The sequence below is a fragment of the Rhodanobacter lycopersici genome (assembly GCF_040812335.1).
In the GTDB taxonomy this organism is placed as follows: Bacteria; Pseudomonadota; Gammaproteobacteria; order Xanthomonadales; family Rhodanobacteraceae; genus Rhodanobacter_A; species Rhodanobacter_A lycopersici.
In genome coordinates, this window is the sequence record NZ_JBFOHK010000003.1 from 253,018 (window position 1) to 272,521 (window position 19,504).

At 66.2% G+C, this 19,504-nt stretch carries 14 protein-coding genes; 9 read left to right on the forward strand and 5 right to left on the reverse strand.

The genetic code is table 11. The annotated features are described in order from the left end of the window. Positions 1–7 precede the first annotated feature (7 nt). Both ABQJ54_RS12510 and ABQJ54_RS12515 read right to left on the reverse strand, forming a co-directional pair. The gene (locus ABQJ54_RS12510) at positions 8–2,758 is read right to left on the reverse strand and encodes a putative bifunctional diguanylate cyclase/phosphodiesterase (protein WP_367854641.1); all 2,751 of its coding nucleotides are present in this window, start codon (positions 2,756–2,758) and stop codon (positions 8–10) included. Positions 2,759–3,129: 371 nt separating this feature from the next. Continuing rightward, entirely contained in the window at positions 3,130–3,918 is a 789-nt protein-coding gene (locus tag ABQJ54_RS12515; protein WP_367854642.1) for an iron-containing redox enzyme family protein, read from the reverse strand. A gap of 417 nt (positions 3,919–4,335) precedes the next feature. Between ABQJ54_RS12515 and ABQJ54_RS12520 the strand changes: the two genes are divergently transcribed. The 8 genes from ABQJ54_RS12520 to ABQJ54_RS12555 all read left to right on the forward strand — a co-directional run bounded on the left by ABQJ54_RS12520 (position 4,336) and on the right by ABQJ54_RS12555 (position 14,542). After that, on the forward strand, positions 4,336–5,157 hold the full coding sequence (locus tag ABQJ54_RS12520; RefSeq protein ID WP_367854643.1) for a YXWGXW repeat-containing protein: 822 nt from the start codon (positions 4,336–4,338) through the stop codon (positions 5,155–5,157). A 138-nt stretch (positions 5,158–5,295) separates the two neighbouring features. Continuing rightward, positions 5,296–7,497, forward strand: coding sequence for a penicillin acylase family protein (locus ABQJ54_RS12525; RefSeq protein ID WP_367854644.1), 2,202 nt, complete (start codon positions 5,296–5,298; stop codon positions 7,495–7,497). 121 nt (positions 7,498–7,618) lie between these two features. Beyond that, entirely contained in the window at positions 7,619–8,461 is an 843-nt protein-coding gene (locus ABQJ54_RS12530) for a helix-turn-helix transcriptional regulator (protein WP_367854645.1), read from the forward strand. A gap of 175 nt (positions 8,462–8,636) precedes the next feature. Further along, the gene (locus ABQJ54_RS12535) at positions 8,637–9,425 is read left to right on the forward strand and encodes a hypothetical protein (protein WP_367854646.1); all 789 of its coding nucleotides are present in this window, start codon (positions 8,637–8,639) and stop codon (positions 9,423–9,425) included. 47 nt (positions 9,426–9,472) lie between these two features. Further along, a complete protein-coding gene (locus ABQJ54_RS12540) occupies positions 9,473–11,056 on the forward strand; it encodes an amidohydrolase family protein (protein WP_367854647.1) in 1,584 nt (527 codons plus the stop codon). Positions 11,057–11,179: 123 nt separating this feature from the next. Beyond that, positions 11,180–12,406, forward strand: coding sequence for a YncE family protein (locus tag ABQJ54_RS12545; protein WP_367854648.1), 1,227 nt, complete (start codon positions 11,180–11,182; stop codon positions 12,404–12,406). Between the two features lie 13 nt (positions 12,407–12,419). Next, a complete protein-coding gene (locus tag ABQJ54_RS12550) occupies positions 12,420–13,865 on the forward strand; it encodes an APC family permease (protein WP_367854649.1) in 1,446 nt (481 codons plus the stop codon). Further along, positions 13,862–14,542: a hypothetical protein gene (locus ABQJ54_RS12555; protein WP_367854650.1), complete on the forward strand. Its 681-nt coding sequence runs from the start codon at positions 13,862–13,864 to the stop codon at positions 14,540–14,542. Before ABQJ54_RS12550 ends, ABQJ54_RS12555 begins: the two co-directional genes overlap by 4 nt. A 1,101-nt stretch (positions 14,543–15,643) precedes the next feature. Here ABQJ54_RS12555 and bla read toward each other — a convergent pair. The 3 genes from bla to ABQJ54_RS12570 form a co-directional block, all read right to left on the reverse strand. Beyond that, positions 15,644–16,516 (reverse strand): class A beta-lactamase, encoded by an 873-nt coding sequence (bla, locus tag ABQJ54_RS12560; RefSeq protein ID WP_367854651.1) that lies wholly within the window; start codon positions 16,514–16,516, stop codon positions 15,644–15,646. Between the two features lie 103 nt (positions 16,517–16,619). Next, positions 16,620–17,459, reverse strand: a complete 840-nt coding sequence (locus tag ABQJ54_RS12565; RefSeq protein ID WP_367854652.1) for a hypothetical protein — start codon at positions 17,457–17,459, stop codon at positions 16,620–16,622. Between the two features lie 22 nt (positions 17,460–17,481). Continuing rightward, positions 17,482–18,183 (reverse strand): glutathione S-transferase N-terminal domain-containing protein, encoded by a 702-nt coding sequence (locus ABQJ54_RS12570; RefSeq protein ID WP_367854653.1) that lies wholly within the window; start codon positions 18,181–18,183, stop codon positions 17,482–17,484. A gap of 182 nt (positions 18,184–18,365) precedes the next feature. Between ABQJ54_RS12570 and ABQJ54_RS12575 the strand changes: the two genes are divergently transcribed. Then, a complete protein-coding gene (locus tag ABQJ54_RS12575; protein WP_367854654.1) occupies positions 18,366–19,409 on the forward strand; it encodes an NAD(P)-dependent alcohol dehydrogenase in 1,044 nt (347 codons plus the stop codon). Positions 19,410–19,504: the final 95 nt, after the last annotated feature.

Consider the following 19,504-nt stretch of genomic DNA (forward strand, 5'->3'; position numbering starts at 1 on the left):
TTTCCGGTCAGCTGCGCTTGGGCGGCACCAGGCTCAGCTGCGTCGGCCCCTGCCGTGGACGCGGGCTAAGCAGGCGCTCGACGGCGGCAGGAGGCAGGGCGCCGGCATAGAGGTAGCCCTGCCCCTCGTTGCAACCGGCACGCAGCAGGAAGTCGTGCTGGGGTTCGGTCTCGATGCCTTCGGCGATGGCGCGCAGACCCAGGCTGCGCGCCATCGCCATGATCGCCTCGACGATGGCCACATCGTTGGTATCGTGCGGCAGGCCGGTGATGAAGGAGCGGTCGATCTTCAGGCTGGTCACCGACGGCAGCTTGAGATAGGCCATCGACGAGTAGCCGGTACCGAAATCGTCGATCGCCACCTCCACGCCCAGCCCGTGCAGCGCACGCATGGTGCGCTCGGTGTCGTCGCCCAGCCGCAGCATGGTGCCCTCGGTGATCTCCAGCCCCAGGCGGCCGGGCGCCACGCCATGCGCCTGCAGGGTACGGTCCAGATGGGCGATGAAACCGGCATGACCGAACCAGCGTGCCGATACATTCACCGCCACGCGGATCGCCGGCAAGCCGGCACGGTTCCATGCGCGGATCTGCGCACAGGCCGACTGCAGCACCCATTCGTCGATGCGGCGGATCAGGCCGAGGCTTTCCGCCACCGGGATGAACTCCGATGGCGGCAGTTCGCCGCGCCGGGGATGCTGCCAGCGCAGCAGCGCCTCCACCGCCACGATGCGCCCGCTGCGCAGCTCCACGCTGGGCTGGTAGCACAGGCGGAACTCGTCCTCGACCAGCGCGCGCCGCAGCTCCGACACCAGCAGCAGGCGCTGGCGGGCATCGGCCTGCATGATCGGCGTGTAGAAGCGGTAGGTATTGCGCTCGCTGTTCTTCGCCACGTACATCGCGGCATCGGCATTGGCGATCAGGGTGAGCGTGTCGCCACCATCCAGCGGATAGCCGGCAATGCCGATGCTGGCGCTCAACGCCAACTCGCAGTCGTCCACCACCACCGGCTCGGAGAGGCTGGCGAGCAGGCGCTCGGCCACGGCGCCGGCGTCCTCGCGCAACTCGAGCCGGTCCAGCAGCACGGTGAACTCGTCGCCGCCGATGCGGCCCGCCACGTCGCTGCCGCCGAGCTGCCGCCCGATCCGCTCGGCGACCTTCTGCAGCAGGCGGTCGCCGATGGCATGGCTGTAGCTGTCGTTGACGATCTTGAACGCATCCAGGTCCACGAACAGCACGGCCACCGCCGTGCGCGTGCGTGCCGCCGCGGCGATCGCCACCTCGCAGCGGCGCTCGAACTCCGCCCGGTTGAGCAGGCCGGTCAGCGGATCGTGGCTGGCCATGTGCTCCAGCCGGTGCCGCTGCGCCTTCAGCGCATGGATGTTGCTGAACACCGCCACGTAATGCAGCACCTGGCGTTGCGTGTCGCGGATCGCGCTGATGCTGAGCTGCTCGGGGTAGACGCTGCCGTCGGCGCGGCGTCCCTGCACTTCGCCGCTCCAGTGGCGACCGCCGACGATGCCGGACCAGATCGATTCCGGCAACGGCGTGCCGTCGGGCATGCTGCGCAATTCGTCGAAGCGCCGTCCCTGCAGCGTCTGTGCGGTGTAGCCGGTGATCTCCACGTGCGCCGCATTGACCGAAACCACCCGACGTTCGTCATCGGCGATGATCACGCCTTCGGCGATGCTGGCCAGCGCTTCCGCCGCCACGCGCCGCTCGCGCTCCAGGGCCACCCGCTCGGAAACGTCGCGGATGATCACCTGGCGCACGGTACACCGCCCCCACGCGGTGTGACTCACCTGCATCTCCACCGGCCGCTGCGAACCGTCGCTGCCGTACAGCATGGCCAGCAGCGCGGGGCCGACCGCGTGCATCGATCCGGGCACGAACAGTTCGTCGAAGCTGGCGCCGCTCAGGACAGCCGGATCGCGGCCGGTCCATGCCGAGGCCAGCCGGTTCGCCTCTAGGATGCAGCCGCCCGCCTCGTCCACCATCACGATCGCCACCGCCGCGCTCTCGAACAGCAGCCGGTAGCGCTCCTCGCTGCCGCGGATCCGGTCCAGCACGCGCCTTGCCATGCCCACCCACAACAGGGCCACCAGCAGCAGGGCCAGCAGCACTGCCACGAACAGCAAGCGGCCCAGCCACACCGCGCCGCGCACCATCTCCTCCGAGAAGCGCTTGCTGCGCGGCTCGACATAGGCATTGATCGTCCCGATGCGCGTGCGCTGGCGGGCGATTTCCGCCGGATCCGGCGTACCGGCCGCGTAATCGCGCTGCACTTCGTCGGCGATCGTGTCGAGCTGGTCGATGGAGGTGTCGGTAGAGCGCCAGGCCTCGATCGCCTGGGCCATGTACGGGGCGCTTGAGAAATGCGCCAGCATGAACGTCATGCCGTGCTCCGCCGACGGCAGGATGTTGCCCTGCTGGAATACCTGGTGGACACGCTCCGTGTCGTAGCGGCCGGCGATGATCGCGTCCCGGCCCCAGCGGTCGGCGGCGAGCAAGCCGTAGTTGCGACGGAAGCCCGCCAGGTCGCGCGGGTCGCCACGGGTGGTGTAGTTGTCCAGGTCGATGACCGCCTGCTTCTGCGCCTTCGACCAGACGCTCTCGCTGCTGAGGAAACCAGCGAGGGTGACCTGGACCTGGAATACACCCCAGGCAAGCGCGAGCACCAGCGCGACAGCCGCCGCCAGCCCCCAGGCCAACGGCATCAGGCGTCGCCACAGGGGCTGCTGCAGGCTTCCGATCGAATGCATGTAATCCCCTGCTGCGGAAACTCCGGAACCCGTCACCACGACGTTTCTTTCGAGTCGGCAAGTCCGGCATCCATCCGCACCCGCCCCATCGATCGGGCACCATCGTGCCAAATCACACGCGGCACGTCCCTGTGCCGCCGATGCCCCTGGATTCTCGATGCACCGGTGTGGATGATCCGTCAGCAGCCCCGCTTGGTCCAGCAGAGCCCGGGGAGCCTGCGTGGCAGAAGCCGTTCGGATTGCAAGGCCCACTGCGCAGCCCATGTGTCCGCCGTTTCCTGGCCCGTGGCGACAGCCATGGGTCTGCGCATCACCGAAACCCGCCCCGCGCGGAGGACGTTTCGCCTCGAACGTTTCTGCAGTACATGCTCCTAGGCGGCAGCCTCGCCCAGCATGCCACCCGGCATGGACACCTCGTGGTGCGTGCGGATGCAGCGGTCGCCGAGCAGGATCATGCACATGTAACTGCGTTCGATGCACTCGCGCAGATGCCCCACGTCGGCCGCCGCCGGCGTACGACCCATCAGGGTGCAGACGATATCCAGCGCCTCCCAGGGGTGGGTGTCGTCGTAGTCCGCGTGCAGGCGCAGCCAGCGCAGGCTGGAGGCGCGCGCCTCGGGCGCGAAGCTGTCGCGATACTTCTCGCTCCCGTACACCATGTGCGACCAGTCGCCGGTGACGCCTTCGATCGCGTAATTGGTGGCGACCATCCCGGCAGCCAGGGTGCCGTGCGCACTGATCTCCTCGCACCAGCGATACAGGACGTCGGTACCCGCCGGCGGAGGCTTGTGCAGCAGCTCGTCGCGCGGCACGCCGGCACCTTCGGCCCAGTTCAGCCAGTACTCGGCGTGGTTCTGCTCGACACGGATGTTGCGCACCAGCCAGCGTCGCGCCATGTCGTCGCCGGGACTGCGCCCGTAGCGGGTCTTCAGCAGGTTGAGCGCCATGTAGCTGGGGAAACGCTCGATGAAGGGCCACAGGCCGGTCATGAAGTTGTACGTGGACGGCTCGTCCAGTTCGAGCGCGACCATCCGCGCCCAGATCTCGTGGCCCAGCACCCGGTGACGGGCGGGCTCGCAATCGGCCACCATGTCCTGGGCCCACTGCGGGTAGCTGGCGAGTTCGGTCAACGGGCCGCTGCGTTCGAAACGGGTATGCATGACTTTCTCCTTGAACTGGTCGTGAGTGATGTCCCGGCTGCTTGCTGCATCCACACGACCGGCAGGAGAACCGGGCCCTCAGGCCGGCCGCGACCCCGCGACGCGAGGCGTCGCGGATACCCTTCCCATCCATCCCCCGGAAGCCGGCAGTGCCTTGCCATGGCATGGCAAGGCACGCACGGGTCCGGAGTCGATTGCGAACGCGAGCATAGCGTCCGCGCGGAACCGCGGCGCGGCGGATGGCGTTCAGTAGCCATACGGGAAGCCGCCCGCCCTTGCCCGGCAAGGCTCGCCGGGGGATGGCCGGCTTCGGAACGATGCCCTGCGCTGAACCCCGCCCAACGCGCCACCGGCCATCCGTCGCCATGACAGGCGCAGTTGCGTTATTGATGCCCACACTGCAACCGGGAGGTCGCCATGCAAACCCGCATCATCACGAACGGTTTTTCCCTGCGGCGCCAGTGGCTGGTGCGAGGCGCTGCAGCCTTGCTCGCCGCGGCCGTGATCGCCGTCATCCCCGGCCGCGCGCACGCCGGCGTGTTCGTCTCGGTGAACATCGCGCCGCCGCCGCTGCCGGTCTACGTGCAGCCGCCGATCCCTGCGCCCGGCTACATCTGGACGCCGGGCTACTGGGCCTGGAACGGCGCCGGCTACTACTGGGTGCCGGGCGCCTGGATCCTGCCGCCCTACATCGGCGCGCTGTGGACCCCGGGCTACTGGGGCTGGAGTGGCGGCGTGTACATCTTCCATACCGGCTACTGGGGCCGTCACGTGGGCTACTACGGCGGCATCAATTATGGCTACGGTTACGGCGGCCGCGGTTACAACGGCGGCTACTGGCGCGGCGGCGGCTTCTACTACAACCGCTCGGTGAACCACATCACCAACAACATCACCAACGTGTACAACAGGCCGGTGGCGGGGGGCAGAGTCGTCAGCCGCACCAGCTTCAACGGCGGCCCCAATGGCGTCCGCTACGCACCCCGGACAAATGCCGAACTGCGCTCGGCCAACTATGCGCCACGCACCGGTGCGGCAGGTTACCGACCGGCGGGCAACGGCGGCGGCTATCGCCCAACGCACTACCAGCCGCAAAACTACTACCGGGCGCAGACGTATCGCCCGGCTCAGGGCGGCAATGCGCGACCCGCCTACCGACCGGCCGCGCGCCCGGCGCAGTACGCGCACCCCGCGGCACGCAGCGGTGGCGGCAGCCAAGGGCGCCATGACCACCACTGACCTGCCGCAACGGCATGCGTGACGAACAGGCCCGCCTCATGGCGGGCCTGTTCGTTGGGGCAGGCCATGCGTTGCCTTGCCGGATCGCCATGGCAGCCGCAAGATGCCCTGACACCCACCCGCCACGATGCCACCCGCATGCCCACACGCCATCCGACTGCCATCTTGCACCGTGCCCGCCCGTGGCTGGCGCTGCTCGCCCTGGGCTTCACCGTCGCGGCACCGGCGCAAACCGCCGGACACGCGCGCCTGCAGCACGAAGCCCAGGCGGTGACGATCACCCGCGATGACTGGGGCATCGCCCACGTGCACGGCAAGACCGATGCCGACGCGGTGTTCGGCATGGCCTACGCCCAGGCCGAGGACGACTTCAACCGGGTGGAGACGAACTACCTCACCGCGCTGGGCTGGACGGCGCAGGCCGAAGGCGAATCCGCGATATGGCAGGACCTGCGCCAGCAGCTCTGGGTCGACCCGGTGGAGCTGAAGAAGCTCTACGCACAGAGTCCCGCCTGGCTGCAGAAATTGATGGACGCCTGGGCCGACGGCCTCAACTGGTATCTCGCCACCCACCCGGACGTGCACCCGAAGGTGATCGCGCACTTCGAGCCGTGGATGGCGCTCTCCTTCACCGAGGGCAGCATCGGCGGCGACATCGAGCGCGTCTCGCTGAAAGAGCTGGCCGCGTTCTACGGCGACACGCATCCGCAACTCGCGCAGGCGAACCCGCCGAGCTGGGCCGAACCCACCGGCTCCAACGGCATCGCGATCGCGCCGAAGCTCACCACCGACGGCCACGCACTGCTGCTGATCAACCCGCACACCTCGTTCTACTTCCGCTCCGAGCTGCAGATGTCCAGCGACGCGGGTCTGGACGCCTATGGTGCGGTGACCTGGGGCCAGTTCTTCGTCTACCAGGGTTTCAACCGGCACATCGGCTGGATGCACACCTCCACCGGCCTCGACGCCGTGGACGAGTTCGCCGAAACCATCGTGCACAAGGACGGCAAGCCGTATTACCGCTATGGCAAGGAGCTGCGGCCGGTGAGCGGACGCGCGATCGCCGTGCGCTACCGCGCCGCCGACGGCACGCTGCAGACGCGCAGCTTCACCGCGTATTTCACCCACCACGGCCCCATCGTGAAGAGCGAGAACGGCAAGTGGATCGCCGAGGCGCTGATGGACAAGCCCATCGCCGCGCTGGAACAGAGCTGGCTGCGCACCAAGGCGCATGACTACGCGAGCTACATGAAGGTGGCCGAGCTCAAGGCCAATTCCTCCAACAACACGCTGTTCGCCGACGACAAGGGCGAGATCGCCTTCCTGATGCCGCAGTTCGTGCCCAGGCGCGACAACCGCTTCGACTACACCAGGCCGGTGGACGGCAGCGATCCGGCCACCGACTGGCACGGCCTCACGCCACTGGACGAACTGCCGCAGGCGGTGAACCCGCCGAACGGCTGGGCGATGAACACCAACGACTGGCCGTATTCCGCAGCCGGCAAGTACAGCCCGAAGCAGGCCGACTTCCCGCGCTACATGGACACCTTCGGCGAGAACCCGCGCGGCATCCACGCCACGCTCATGCTCACCGGCGCCAGCGGCTTCAGCATGCCCAAACTGATCACCGACGCATTCGATTCGTACCTGCCCGAGTTCGCGAAGCTGATCCCCATCCTCGCCAGGGACTACGACGCCCTGCCCGCCAGCGATCCGCTCAAGGCGAAACTGGCCGGCCCGGTCGAACTGCTGCGCCACTGGGACTACCGCTGGGGCATCGCCTCCATGCCCACGTCGCTGGCAGTGTTCTGGGGCGACACGCTATGGGACGAGAGCGTGGCCAAGGCGAAGGCCGCCGACATCCCGCCCTACGGCTACATGGCGCGCGACGGCGGCGCGCAGGAACGCCTGCACGCGCTGGACGAAGCCGTGGATCGCCTCACGCAGGACTTCGACAGCTGGGGCGTGGCCTGGGGTGGGATCAACCGCTTCCAGCGCCTCGACGACGCGATCAAGCCGCATTTCGACGACGGCAAGCCCAGCATCCCGGTGCCGTTCGTCTCATCGCGCTGGGGCTCGCTGGCCTCGTTCGGCGCGCATCGCTGGCCGGGCACGAAGAAGTACTACGGCTCCAGCGGCAACAGCTTCGTGGCCGTGGTGGAGTTCGGCCCACGGGTCAGCGCCCGCGCCGTCACCGCCGGCGGCGAGAGCGGCGATCCCGACTCCCCGCACTTCGCCGACGAAGCCGAACGCTACGCCAGCGGCAACCTGCGCACCGTGTACTTCTGGCCGGACCAGCTCAAGGGCCACACCGAGCGGGTGTACCATCCCGGCGGATGATCCGGATCCGGCCGTGCAACGCGGCCGGATTCCATCGCAAGGGGGCTGACATGAAACGTGCACCCGTTTTGCTTGCCGTCAGCGGGCCTGTTTCTCGCATTTCCGGCACACCGGTGGACCCATGAACGCACCGGAGGCCGGGCTTCACCTGTCCTGGCGAGACCAGGACGCGATCATCGCCCTGTGGCACGAGTTGACGGAGTTTCCGGCGTCAGCTCCGCAGGAGGCCCTCGACCACTGCCTCCGTGCGCTGTCGCTGCAGATAGGCGCAGTCAACGCCACGTGGGTTGGCGCGGTCCGCGAGAAGGACTGGGAGCGCAAGAATCCCCACGATCCTTTGCTTGGCTGGCGGCCGAATGTCTGCCTGACTCTTCATCCCACGGATGAATGGCAGCGCGCCCACGAAGTTGCAATGGATGCCGTCCGCAACAATTACATGGACCCGCAAACGGTCGCCCTGGCAAGCCGGTTCGGACAGAACCGCTGCTTTTTGCGCGAGGAGGTCGTAAGTGATCGTGATTGGAAGCGGGACCGGATCAATCGGGAAGTGCTCGCGCCGCTTGGTATAGGCCACCGTTTGATCGGTGCCTCGGCGACGGCGTCGGACGCTGAATCGTATCTGATATTCGACCGCGGGGATGGGCGTGGTTTCGGTGCGCGCGAGCGCAACCTCCTGGCGTTTTTCCTGCGCGGCAGCACGCTCCTGCATCGGGAGATGTTGCAGATGCACGGACTGCTGAATGCTTTTCGGCCACTCAGCCCCCGCGAGCGCGATGTGCTGCGTCTGCTGCTGACCGGGGTCTCGGAGAAGGAGCTTGCCGGCGCGCTGAAGCTCACCCCGGCCACGACGCACCAATACGTCGTGGCAGTGCTCCACAACTTCGGCGCGCACAGTCGCGCCGAACTGATGGCGCAATGGCTGCGCCGTCTCGCGCCAGCTCCGATCGCCCCTACTGATCAGTAGGATTGTGTCGTTTCTGCGGGAGACGAAGAATCCTTCAATAGTGTTCCCTCATGACCCGGTAGTCAGTCAGGTCGGCACATATTCGGGTGGTTGCACGGGATCTGCCCACCCCACTTCGTCCGGCCGGGGAGCCGAGGATGGCTGCATGTCGGCCTCAATCATGATCGGAGGGCGTATGAAGATTCTGACTGTGTGTGTGGCAGCGGCACTTGCAGTATCGGGCGCCACCTGCGCGTATGCGGCGGACGATAGCGCGGCCGTCGTCACCCGCGATTTCACCGACACCGTGGCGCCGGCCCAGCAGGCGACCTACGAGGCCGGCGAGAAAGCGTGGAATGAATGCCTGCGACAACACGGATTCAAGTACAACGTGGTCGCGCTGCAGCACGCCACCGGCAATACGTACACCTACGCCTACGAAATCGGGCCTTACACCTGGGCCGACTTCGACGAGATGCATTCGACCGAGGACGCTTGCGACGCGACGGTGCGCTCGCAACTGAACCCGCATCTCAAGATGGAAACCAGCAATTTCTTCGTGGACCGGCCGGACATGAGCCACGTCGGGCCGGGAGGCCTCGACGCATGGCGCAAGCCAGGGATGCCGTTCATTGATGTCGTTGCCGTCACCCTCAACCCGGGTCGCGCCGCCAATGAAGCATTCATGTCGGCACTGAAGAAAATCGCCGCGGCCAACACCAAGACCAAGTCAACCGTGTATTACCGCGTCTTGACGGTGCAGGCCGGCGGCGAGGACGCGCCGGATTATGTGTGGGTCTTCCCGCGCAAGAGTTGGGCCGACTACGGCGTGTTTGTCAATTCATCACTGCGGAAGATGCTCGAGAGCGCGTACGGCAACGCGGAAGCAGATGCGATCTTGAAGTCGCTCGAAAGCTCGATCGCGAAGGAATCCGAGCACATCGACAGCTCCAACGCCGGCCTGAGCTATATCGCCGGCAAGTAAATCGGCGACGACCGTCCGGGCGTGCCGTGTTGGGTGTCCGGACGGCCGTGCCTGCCAGCAGGTTCCTGCGCACCGTGTGTTTCTGGCCGGGCCAGATGAAAGGCCATATCGAACGGTATACCATCCCGCCGTTCGAGTTTCGCAGTCCGGCGACCGCGCCGCTCGCGGCCTGGAAACTCTCGCCACAGGGGAATGCCGCCGTGAAACGTTCGCTCCTTTTCGGCGCGACGATGTTCGCGTTCGTTTCGCTCGCCCACGCTGCCCCGGAAAACCAGGTCGCCTACAGGCAGCCCGTCATAGCGTTCACCCACGCCACCATCGTCGACGGCACGGGCGGCGCGCCGGCCTACGACCAGACGCTGGTGATCGACAAGGGCCGCATCGCGGAACTCGGTCCCGCGTCGGGTACCGCCGTCCCGGCCGGCGCGACCGTGATCGACGCCCACGGCAAGACCCTGCTGCCCGGCTTCGTGATGATGCACGAGCATCTGTTCTATACGACCGGCAATTTCGGCGGGCCGCCGTTCGTCTATTACACCCCGATGCCATACAGTTTTCCGCCGCTTTACCTTGCCGGCGGCGAGACCACCATCCGCACCACCGGTTCGATGATGCCGTATGCGGATGTGAATGTGCGCAACGACATCGAGGCCGGCAAGCGCATCGGCCCCGACATCGATGTGACCGGCCCCTACCTCAATGGCGCCGAATCCCTGACGGAAGACATGCACGTGCTGGCCGACGCGGCCGACGCCACGCGCACCGTTGATTACTGGGCTGGCGAGGGCGTCACCTCGTTCAAGGCCTACGATCACATCACCCGTGCGGAATTGAAGGCTGCGATCGACGCGGCCCACGCGCATCACGACAAGATCACCGGGCACCTCTGTTCGGTGACCTACCGCGAAGCCGCGGATCTAGGCATCGACAACCTCGAACACGGATTCTTCGTGGCCTCTGATTTCGTCAAGGGCAAGCAGCCCGACGAGTGCCCGGGGTACACGGCCACCTTTGCGGCGGCAGCCGGACTTGATCCCGGTTCGCCTGCGGTCGAGTCGCTCATCAAGCTGCTGGTTGCCAAGCACGTCGCGCTGACGTCCACGCTGGCCGTGTTCGAGACCGGGGTTGCCGGCCAGCCGGAAGCTCCCCAGGCAGCACTGGCCCTGTTGAATCCGTCGTTGCGTGAGCACTACGAGAAAATGTGGTTGATAAGACGCACGCAGAAAACGCCTTTCATCAGCGAAGCGGTTTTCCACAAACTCGGGAAGTTGGAGAAGCGCTTCGTCGAGGCCGGCGGCCTGCTGATGGGCGGCAGCGATCCGACCGGCTACGGCGGCGTGATTCCGGGTTTCTCGTCCAAGCGCGAGCTCGAGTTGCTGGTGCAAGTCGATGGCTTCACGGTTCCACAGGCAGTCGAAATCCTGTCGCTCAACGCGGCGAAATTCGAGGGCCGTGAAAAGGAAATCGGTTCGCTGGCGGTCGGCAAGCGCGCCGACATCGTGGTGATCGACGGCGATCCGGTGAAGGACGTCACTGCCGTCGAACACATGCCGCTGGTGTTCAAGGACGGCATCGGCTACGACACTGCGGCGATCTTCAAGTCCATGCAGGGCCAGATCGGGATGAACTGACGAGAGCGAGCATCCGTCTGCAGGCCGGATCGACAAAGAACCCAGTGCCGCTCCCTTGGCTGCAATCGACGCGACAGGCGCCGTCGAAGGTGCACCGGCCGTCCATCAACAAGGAAACGAGTCATGAAGAAAGCGATGTTCAGCGGCTTGCTGCTGGTTCTGATGTTTCCGTTGATTGCGACAGCAGCGCCGGGTTCCAGCCACTATCTGTTCGTTTGGGCGATGGAGGCAAGTCATCCTCACGTTGCTGATACGGCAATGACCCCGGCCGATATTGCTGCAAGGCGCGATCGACTCGGACTGGGCAAAGACTTTCTCGCCGTATTCGACGTCGGTCCCGGGCCTTCGTTCGGGAAGCTTGTGGCGATGCTGCCCGTCGGCGAGGCGGTAATGGCGCATCACACGAATTACGCCGAGCCTGCGAACGACGTCCTGTACGCCAACGACTGGCTCGGGAACCTCACCTACGTCTTCGATCTTCGCGACCCCGTGCATCCGCGGCTCCTGCGCAAATTCGGCAGCGTCGGCGCTTTCAGCTATCCGCACTCTTTTGTTTACCTTCCCAACGGCAACACCCTGGCGACGTTCCAGTATTCCGGAGGGTTCAACCACGCTGCGGGCGGACTGGTGGAATTCGATCCGCAAGGCAAGGCCGTGAGGACGTCTTCGGCGGCCGCGCCCGGACATCCAAACATTCGCCCGTACAGTTTGGCGGTGGATGAGAAGCTCGATCGCGTTGTCACGGGCAGCGGGGACATGATGGGCGCGCAGCACAGCCATGTGGCCCAGGTCTGGCGCCTTTCCGACCTGAAGCTGATCAAGACCATGCCGCTGCCGCCGCAACCCGACTGGTTTTACGACACGGCGGCGGATTCATCGGAACCCCGGTTGCTGGCCGATGGCAAGACGGTCGTCGTGCCGACATTCAATTGCGGCCTGTTCCTGGTCCGGAATCTGGCGAGCGACCATCCAGCGCTGCAACATGTCTATGACTTCGGTTATCGCTTGTGCGAAGTGCCGTTGGTCGCGGGTAACTTTCTGGTGGAAGCCGCGCAAAGCGGGCACGCCATCGTGAGTCTGGACATGCGCGATCCGGAACATCCGCACGAGGTCAGCCGCATCCTGCTGCCGCCGGACGAATATCCGCACTGGCTGGCGCTCGAACCGGGCGGAGACCGTCTCGTCATCACGGGCTATGGGGCGCTCGACACCAAGGTCCGGTTCGCCACGATCGACCGCCAGACGGGAAAACTGACACTTGACCCGGCGACGATCGACATGACGCGCAGCTGGCCTGACGGCTGGCACGGCAGCGCGATGCCGCACGGCGCCGTGTTCGGCAATCCTTGAAAGACGCACCCGCATGAACGTTGAGTCCGCCTCCATTTCTCCGGGTACGTATCTGCCGTGCGACCCTCCCGGTACCGCAAAGTACGCGCAGGATCTTTCCCGCTCGCTGACTTTCAAGGAGAACATCCTCATCACGCTGTCCGGGGTGACGCCGGCGTCCAGCGTGTTCATCATCGCCCCCGCGGCGATCAGCGGGATCGGCGGCGCCGCGGCCGTCGCCTTCGCCATCGCCGCGCTGATCGGCATGGTGATTGCGTTCTGCTACGCGGAACTTTCCAGCTCGTTCCCGATTGCCGGGGGCGACTACACGATCATCGCGCGCACATTGGGCAAGCCCTATGGCCTCGCGTTCCTTTTCCTGAGCATGGCTTGCACCATTTGCATCCTTGGAGTGGTTGCGTCCGGCGTGGGCACCTACCTCGGTGTCGTGTGGAAGGGCATGGATTCCCCCTGGACCGGCATCGTCGTGATCCTTGCGACGGCCGTCGTCGCCTGTTTCAACATCAAGGCCAATGCCTGGGTGACGGGCATCTTCCTGTTCCTGGAAGTCGCCGCACTGGCCGTGCTGGCGGTACTGGGTTTCGTTCACGCCACCCAGCCGGTTTCCGTGCTCTGGCACGCCACCACGATGGGGCCGCACGGAATCCTGGTCGGCGCCTCGGCGGGCCTGGTCGTCTCGTTCACCGCGACGGCGTTGTTCGCCTACAACGGTTACAACTCCGCGGTCTATTACGCCGAGGAGACCAAGCGCGCCCGTACGACCATCGGCCGCGCCATCCTCTGGTCGCTGGCCATCACGGTCGCCGCGGAGTTCATTCCGGTGATCGCGGTGCTGCTCGGCACACCCAGCATGAGCGGACTGCTCGGCGCGGCCGACCCGATGTCGTACTTCCTGCGGGCGCGGGGCGGATGTGTCGTGAATGAAATCGTCAGCATCGGCGTCGCCATCGCCGTCATCAACGCCCTGCTGGCAAACATCATCCTGATTGGACGGCTGTTCTATTCGTCCGCGCGCGACCGCACCTGGCCGGACTGGATCAATCGGCCGCTGGCGAGCGTGCATCCGAAGCTGCGCACGCCGGTCGCCGCCACCCTTGTCGTGGGCGTCGCGGGCGCCCTGTGCGTCTGGCTGCTGCCATTCAACGTGCTGCTGATCGTGTCGGGTGCCTATCTTCTGGTCCAGTATTTGCTGGTCGGCCTCGCCGCGCTGGTCGGGCGAATCAGTGGTTCGACCCGGAAGGCCGAGTACCGGATGCCATGGTGGCCGATCCCGCCGATCGCGATGGTGCTGGCAACGGTGGTGGTGATCTACGAAAGCGTCATCGCCGCGTGGCTGCCAGTGGTGGTGACGCTTGGCATCTACGCCATCGCGCTTCCGTACTACTTCCTTTATCTGAAACCCCGGGCAGCGGATCGGTGGACCCTGCCGGAACCGGCCGACGAAGAGAATGGCGGGTGACGGTCCGCCACGAACATGCATGGGCGATGGCGGCACGGCAGCGCCATTCCGCACGGCGCGGTCTTCAGCAATCCATAGGCAAGACTCGAGGCGATCCCCACCACCATCTGCGGGGTACGAACATGAAAGCGTTGCGGTGCATGGCTCTTTTCGTCGGATTGCTGGGCACGGGCGTCGCGCTGGCCGCGACTCCGCGGGTCGATACGGCTGCGCTGGTGCGCGAGGCGTTGTCGGCGGCGCCGCCTGCCATTGCTGCCGGCGCCGCGGTGATCGTGCCCGACGGCCAAGGTCATCCAACCGTATTGCATCACGGTGCCAACGGCTGGACCTGCCTGATGACGGTCTCCGATCCCGTGCGCCTGCCGGTGTGTTACGACGCCAACGGAATGGCGTGGCGCGAAGCCATCATGGCCGGCCACGCACCCGATCCGGACCGGCCGGGACTGTCCTACATGCTGCAAGGCGGCTCGGCATGGAGCAACATCGACCCGAAGGCCGACAAGCTGCAGCCAGGCATGAGAACCTATATCCGCATCCCGCCGCACGTCATGATCCTGGATGCGGGGACCGCCAACGCAACCGGCCTTCCATCGGAGCAAGCCAACCCGGATACGCACAAGCCGTTCGTGATGTTCGGCGGAACGCCATACGCGATCCTCATCATCCCGGTGCATTGAGAGGAATTGGTGCGCGCCATTCCCGTGACCGTGCCGATGGGCGCGTGCAAGGCCTGACGCCGCCACGTCACCATGGCCAAGACGGCCCAGCAAAATGATGGATCACACTGGCTCGGGCAATGCCGTACTCGTGCCGATTCGCTCCACGCACCGCGTGCATCGCCTTTCCCGACCTTGTCGCCAGGCAAGTAGCCCCCGGGGGCTTTAATTGTGTGCGCCGCTCAAAGCGGCTGAATCGGGAGCGCCAACGCGACCCCGGTCTTTGGTGCCACCGTTCGGCGGCAGGCTTCATCGCAATGGCTGCGACGCCATCGGCGACCTGCGCACGGTTATCTCTGGCCCGACCAGCTCAAAGGGCGTACCGAGTGCGCATACCACCCCGGCGGCTGAATGACCGAGTGGGCTCACCGATCCTCCGGATCTCCATCGCCGACCTTCCGGTGGATCTCGAAAACCATCCCACGCTGGTTTCCGTATCATCGAAGGCGGCCCGGTACAGGCCGCCTTCGACGATCATGCGTGTGCGTATCGTGGCGAGCCGTCCATGGCCTGCAAGAACGCCTCGGGGTTTCGAGGTATCTCTCGATCTCTTTAATGCTACGGGTTCGCTCCGCCCCCGGCGGTACCCGACGACGCCGGGGCCTGCGCAGGCGGCGCGGCGCTGGTCGCCGCGGGCTTCGGAGCAGAAGCCGGCGCCGGTGGTGGTGACGGCGTAGCCGGGGCATGCGTGCTCGCCGCGTTGTTGGGAGCCCCGGAAGAGGGTGTCATCTCGCCGCTCTTGCCGCACGCCGACAATGCCAGCGTAGCTGCAACCAGCAGCCCTGCCGTGACTAAACCTTTCATATGTGGGGTCTCCGTTGCGGGGTTGGGTGCGAGCGCGGCGCTGCTGCAGCTCACGTTCCACTTCCACGGCGAAACCGTGATACCGCGCTCGCGTATCGACCCTACTCAGGCGTTTGTCGATATTCCGGAGTCATTGCATGAAAACGCACTTAACATCGTCGCGACAAGAGCAGCCCGCGCGTCACAATCACGTCTACCCATCCGGCAGCGAAAGCGGCCAGCCCAACCACGTGCCTGCCGGACTGGGATGATGCGGGCTCAGACCGACGCCGCGATCCGCCCCACTTCGGCCAGCACAGCGCTGCGCCCGTCTGCATCCGCCGCCGAGCCCGCCAGGTAGGCCGTCACCAGCAGCGGCTTGCGTTGCAGAGGCCAGAAGATCGCGATGTCGTTGGTTTCATCGTGGGCGCCGCTGCCGGTCTTGTCGCCCGCCTGCCAGCCGTGCGGCACGCCGGCGCGCAGCTTGTCGAGACCGGTGCTGGTGGCGCGCATCCATGCCGCCAGTTGATCGCGCGAAGTGACGGAGAGCGCATTGCCGAGCAGCAGCGCACGCAGGTCGCCGAGCATGGCGTCCGGCGTGGTGGTGTCGCGCAGGTCGCCGTCGGCGCCGACATTCAATGCCGGCTCGATGCGATCCAGCCGGGTCAGCAGATCGCCCAGCCGCCGCGCGAAGGCCGTCACGGCAGCCGGACCGCCCATGCTTGCCAGCAACAGGTTGGCTGCCGTGTTGTCGCTCACGGTGATCGCCGCATGGCACAACTCGGCCACGCTCATGCCCGGCGCACCGACACGGTGGCTGGTCACCGGCGCCCAGGAGAGCACGGCATCGCGACCGAACATCACACGCCGATCCAGCCGTTCGGCACCCTGGTCGACACGCGCCAGCACCGCGCTCACCGCCAGCACCTTGAACGTGCTGCACATCAGGAAGCGTTCGTCCGCACGGTGCCCGTAGCGGTGTCCATCGCCGGTATCGAGGATGGCCACGCCCAGCCGTCCGCCATGCTTCCGCTCCAGCGCGGCCAGCCGGGCTTCGACATCCCCCTCGCGGATGCTGCGGGCAAGCACGGGACGAAGAGCGAGCGCCGAGGTGCCCAGCAAGGCGGTCTTCAGCAGAGTTCTGCGGTTCATGGGGTTCCTCGGCCAGGGTGCTGGCAGCACATCGAGCGCTCCATCCTGACCATGTGCACGGGCTTTTCAAGGCTACGCACATGGCAAGACCGGGGCATACGACTCACTCTCGCGTGCGGAAGACCGCGACGCGATTGGCTGCCGGCGCATCTTCGCCCACCAGCCAGGGCTCGGCGGCCAGCACGGCCGTGCACGGCCCGAAACTGCACACGCGGAACGCACGCCGCCCGGCTTCGCCGCGCAACGCATCCAGCACGCTGCGCAGGATCGCTCCGGTGAACGGCGTGTACAGATAGAACACGCTGCCGACGGCGAAGTCCGTCTCGCGGGCATCGCCCTGCACGAATCGTGCGTTTGCCAGCCGCAGGTCCTGCGCGCAGGCACGCGCACTCCGCACATAGGCCGGTTCGATCTCGACGCCGAAGCCGCGCGCCGCGGTGCAGATCGCGGTGAGCAGCGGCACGTGGCCGAGGCCCGAACCCAGGTCGACCAGCACGTCGTCACGGGTCAATGCCAGGCGTTCAAGCAGATCGAACACGTGCCGTGCCGGCGTGGGCTGGTAGAACACCATCTCCGGCGCCAGTGCCGATGCTTCGTCCGGCTCGCCGAACGGCAACACGCCGCTGACCAGCTCGTCCCGCCAGTCGTAGGCATCACCGGAGTGGCGTGCATGGTCATCGCCTGCATGCCACCAGCGCCGCAGCGCATTGCCACCGTCGCCCTGGCGGATCGCCTGGCGGATGGCATCGAACTGCACCGCGGTCGCCGCTTCCAGCCGCTGCCGGATCGCCTGCGCGCGTTGCAGCAGCGCACCCGTGCCCGTCGCGGCCACCAGTGCGTCGAGGCGATCGAGCACCTCGATGCGCTCGCGCAGGCGATCCGGCGCATCCAGCGCATGCTCACGCTCCAGCGCCTCAACCAGGGCGAACAGCGAGCCGCTCATCGGCCACGCCTCCGCACGTGCATCAACGCGAGGGAATCTTCAGGCCGCGCTGCACCGCCGGTCGCGCCAGTCCGCGCTGCAGCCAGGCATCGACATGCTTGAAGCGGTCGTACTCCACCAGCTCGCGTGCCTCGTACCAGGTGATCAGGTTGTTGACCCAGCCCAGCGTGGCGATGTCGGCGATGGTGTATTCGCCGCCCATGATCCAGTCGCGCCCGGCGAGGCGCCCGTCCAACACGCCGAGCAGGCGCTTCGACTCGTTGACGTAGCGCGTGAGCGGCCGCTTGTCCTCGTACTCGCGGCCGGCGTATTTGTGGAAGAACCCCACCTGGCCGAACATCGGGCCGATCGAGGCCATCTGGAAGAACACCCACTGGATCGTCTCCCAGCGCAGCGCCGGATCGGCGGGCAGGAACTTGCCGGCCTTCTCCGCGAGATACATCAGGATTGCGCCCGACTCGAACAAGCCCAGCGGCTTTCCATCGGGGCCGTGCGGATCGATCAGCGCGGGGATCTTGCCGTTCGGGTTCAGCGCCACGAATTCCGGCAGGTGGCTTTCGTCGTTGCCGATGTCGACCAGGTGCGCCTCGTAGGGTAGCCCGGTTTCCTCCAGCATGATCGACACCTTCACGCCATTCGGCGTGTTGAGCGAATACAGCTGGATGCGGTCGGGATGTTGCGCGGGCCAGCGGCGATTGACGGCAAACGCGGACAAGTCGGACATGGGGACTCTCGACGGGGACGGTCCCGCCATGATGGGCACCACCCCGCCACGCTTCAATGGCCCGTTCGCAAGTCGGCCTTTTGAAGCGTGACGAGCGTCCCCATGACTTCCGCTGCCGTCCGCTTTCGCCGCGAGGCGTAAGCTAGTCGAGTTGCCCCGCTCCCCCGCATCGGAGAACCCGCATGACCCAGACCCACGCCTATGGCACCGCCTCCGCCAGCCAGCCGCTCGGCCCGCTCAGCATCGAGCGCCGCCAGCCGGGGCCGCACGACGTCAAGATCGACATCCTGTATTGCGGCGTGTGCCACTCCGACCTGCACACCGCGCGCAACGAGTGGCGGAACACGCTCTATCCCTCCGTGCCCGGCCACGAGATCGTGGGCACCGTGGTGGCCGTGGGCGATCACGTGACGAAGTTCAAGCCGGGCGACACCGTGGGCGTGGGCTGCATGGTGGACAGCTGCCAGCACTGCGCCTCCTGCGCCGACGGCGAGGAGCAGTACTGCGAGAACGGCTTCACCGGCACCTACAACGGCCGCGGCAAGGAGAACACCTGGGGCGGCTATTCCGAGAACGTCGTGGTGGACGAGAAGTTCGTGCTGCGCGTCGACCACGAGGCCAGCCAGCTCGCCGCCGTGGCGCCGCTGCTGTGCGCCGGCATCACCACGTATTCGCCGCTGCGCCACTGGCAGGCCGGCCCCGGCAAGAAGGTGGGCATCGTGGGCCTGGGCGGCCTCGGCCACATGGGCGTGAAGCTGGCCCACGCGATGGGCGCGCACGTGGTGCTGTTCACCACGTCGCCCGGCAAGCAGGCTGACGCGAAGCGTCTCGGCGCCGACGAAGTCGTGATCTCGAAGGATCCCGCGCAGATGGCGCAGCACGCCGGCAGCTTCGACTTCATCCTCAACACCGTAGCCGCACCGCACAACCTCGATGCCTTCATCACCCTACTCAAGCGCGACGGCACCATGTGCCTGGTCGGCGCCCCCGCCACACCGCACCCCTCGCCCAACGTGTTCAACCTGATCCTCGGGCGGCGCCGGCTCGCCGGCTCCGCGATCGGCGGCATCCGCGAAACGCAGGAGATGCTGGACTTCTGCGCCGAGCACGGCATCGTCTCCGACATCGAGATGATTGCGATGAAGGACATCAACGAGGCCTACGAGCGCATGCTCAAGGGCGACGTGAAATACCGCTTCGTGATCGACATGGCCACGCTGGGCTGACCACCGCCCCGTGTAGGAGCGCACCCTGTGCGCGATTGGCTTTTGAATTCGATCAAGCGCCAAAGCTATTCGCGCACAGGGTGCGCTCCTACAGA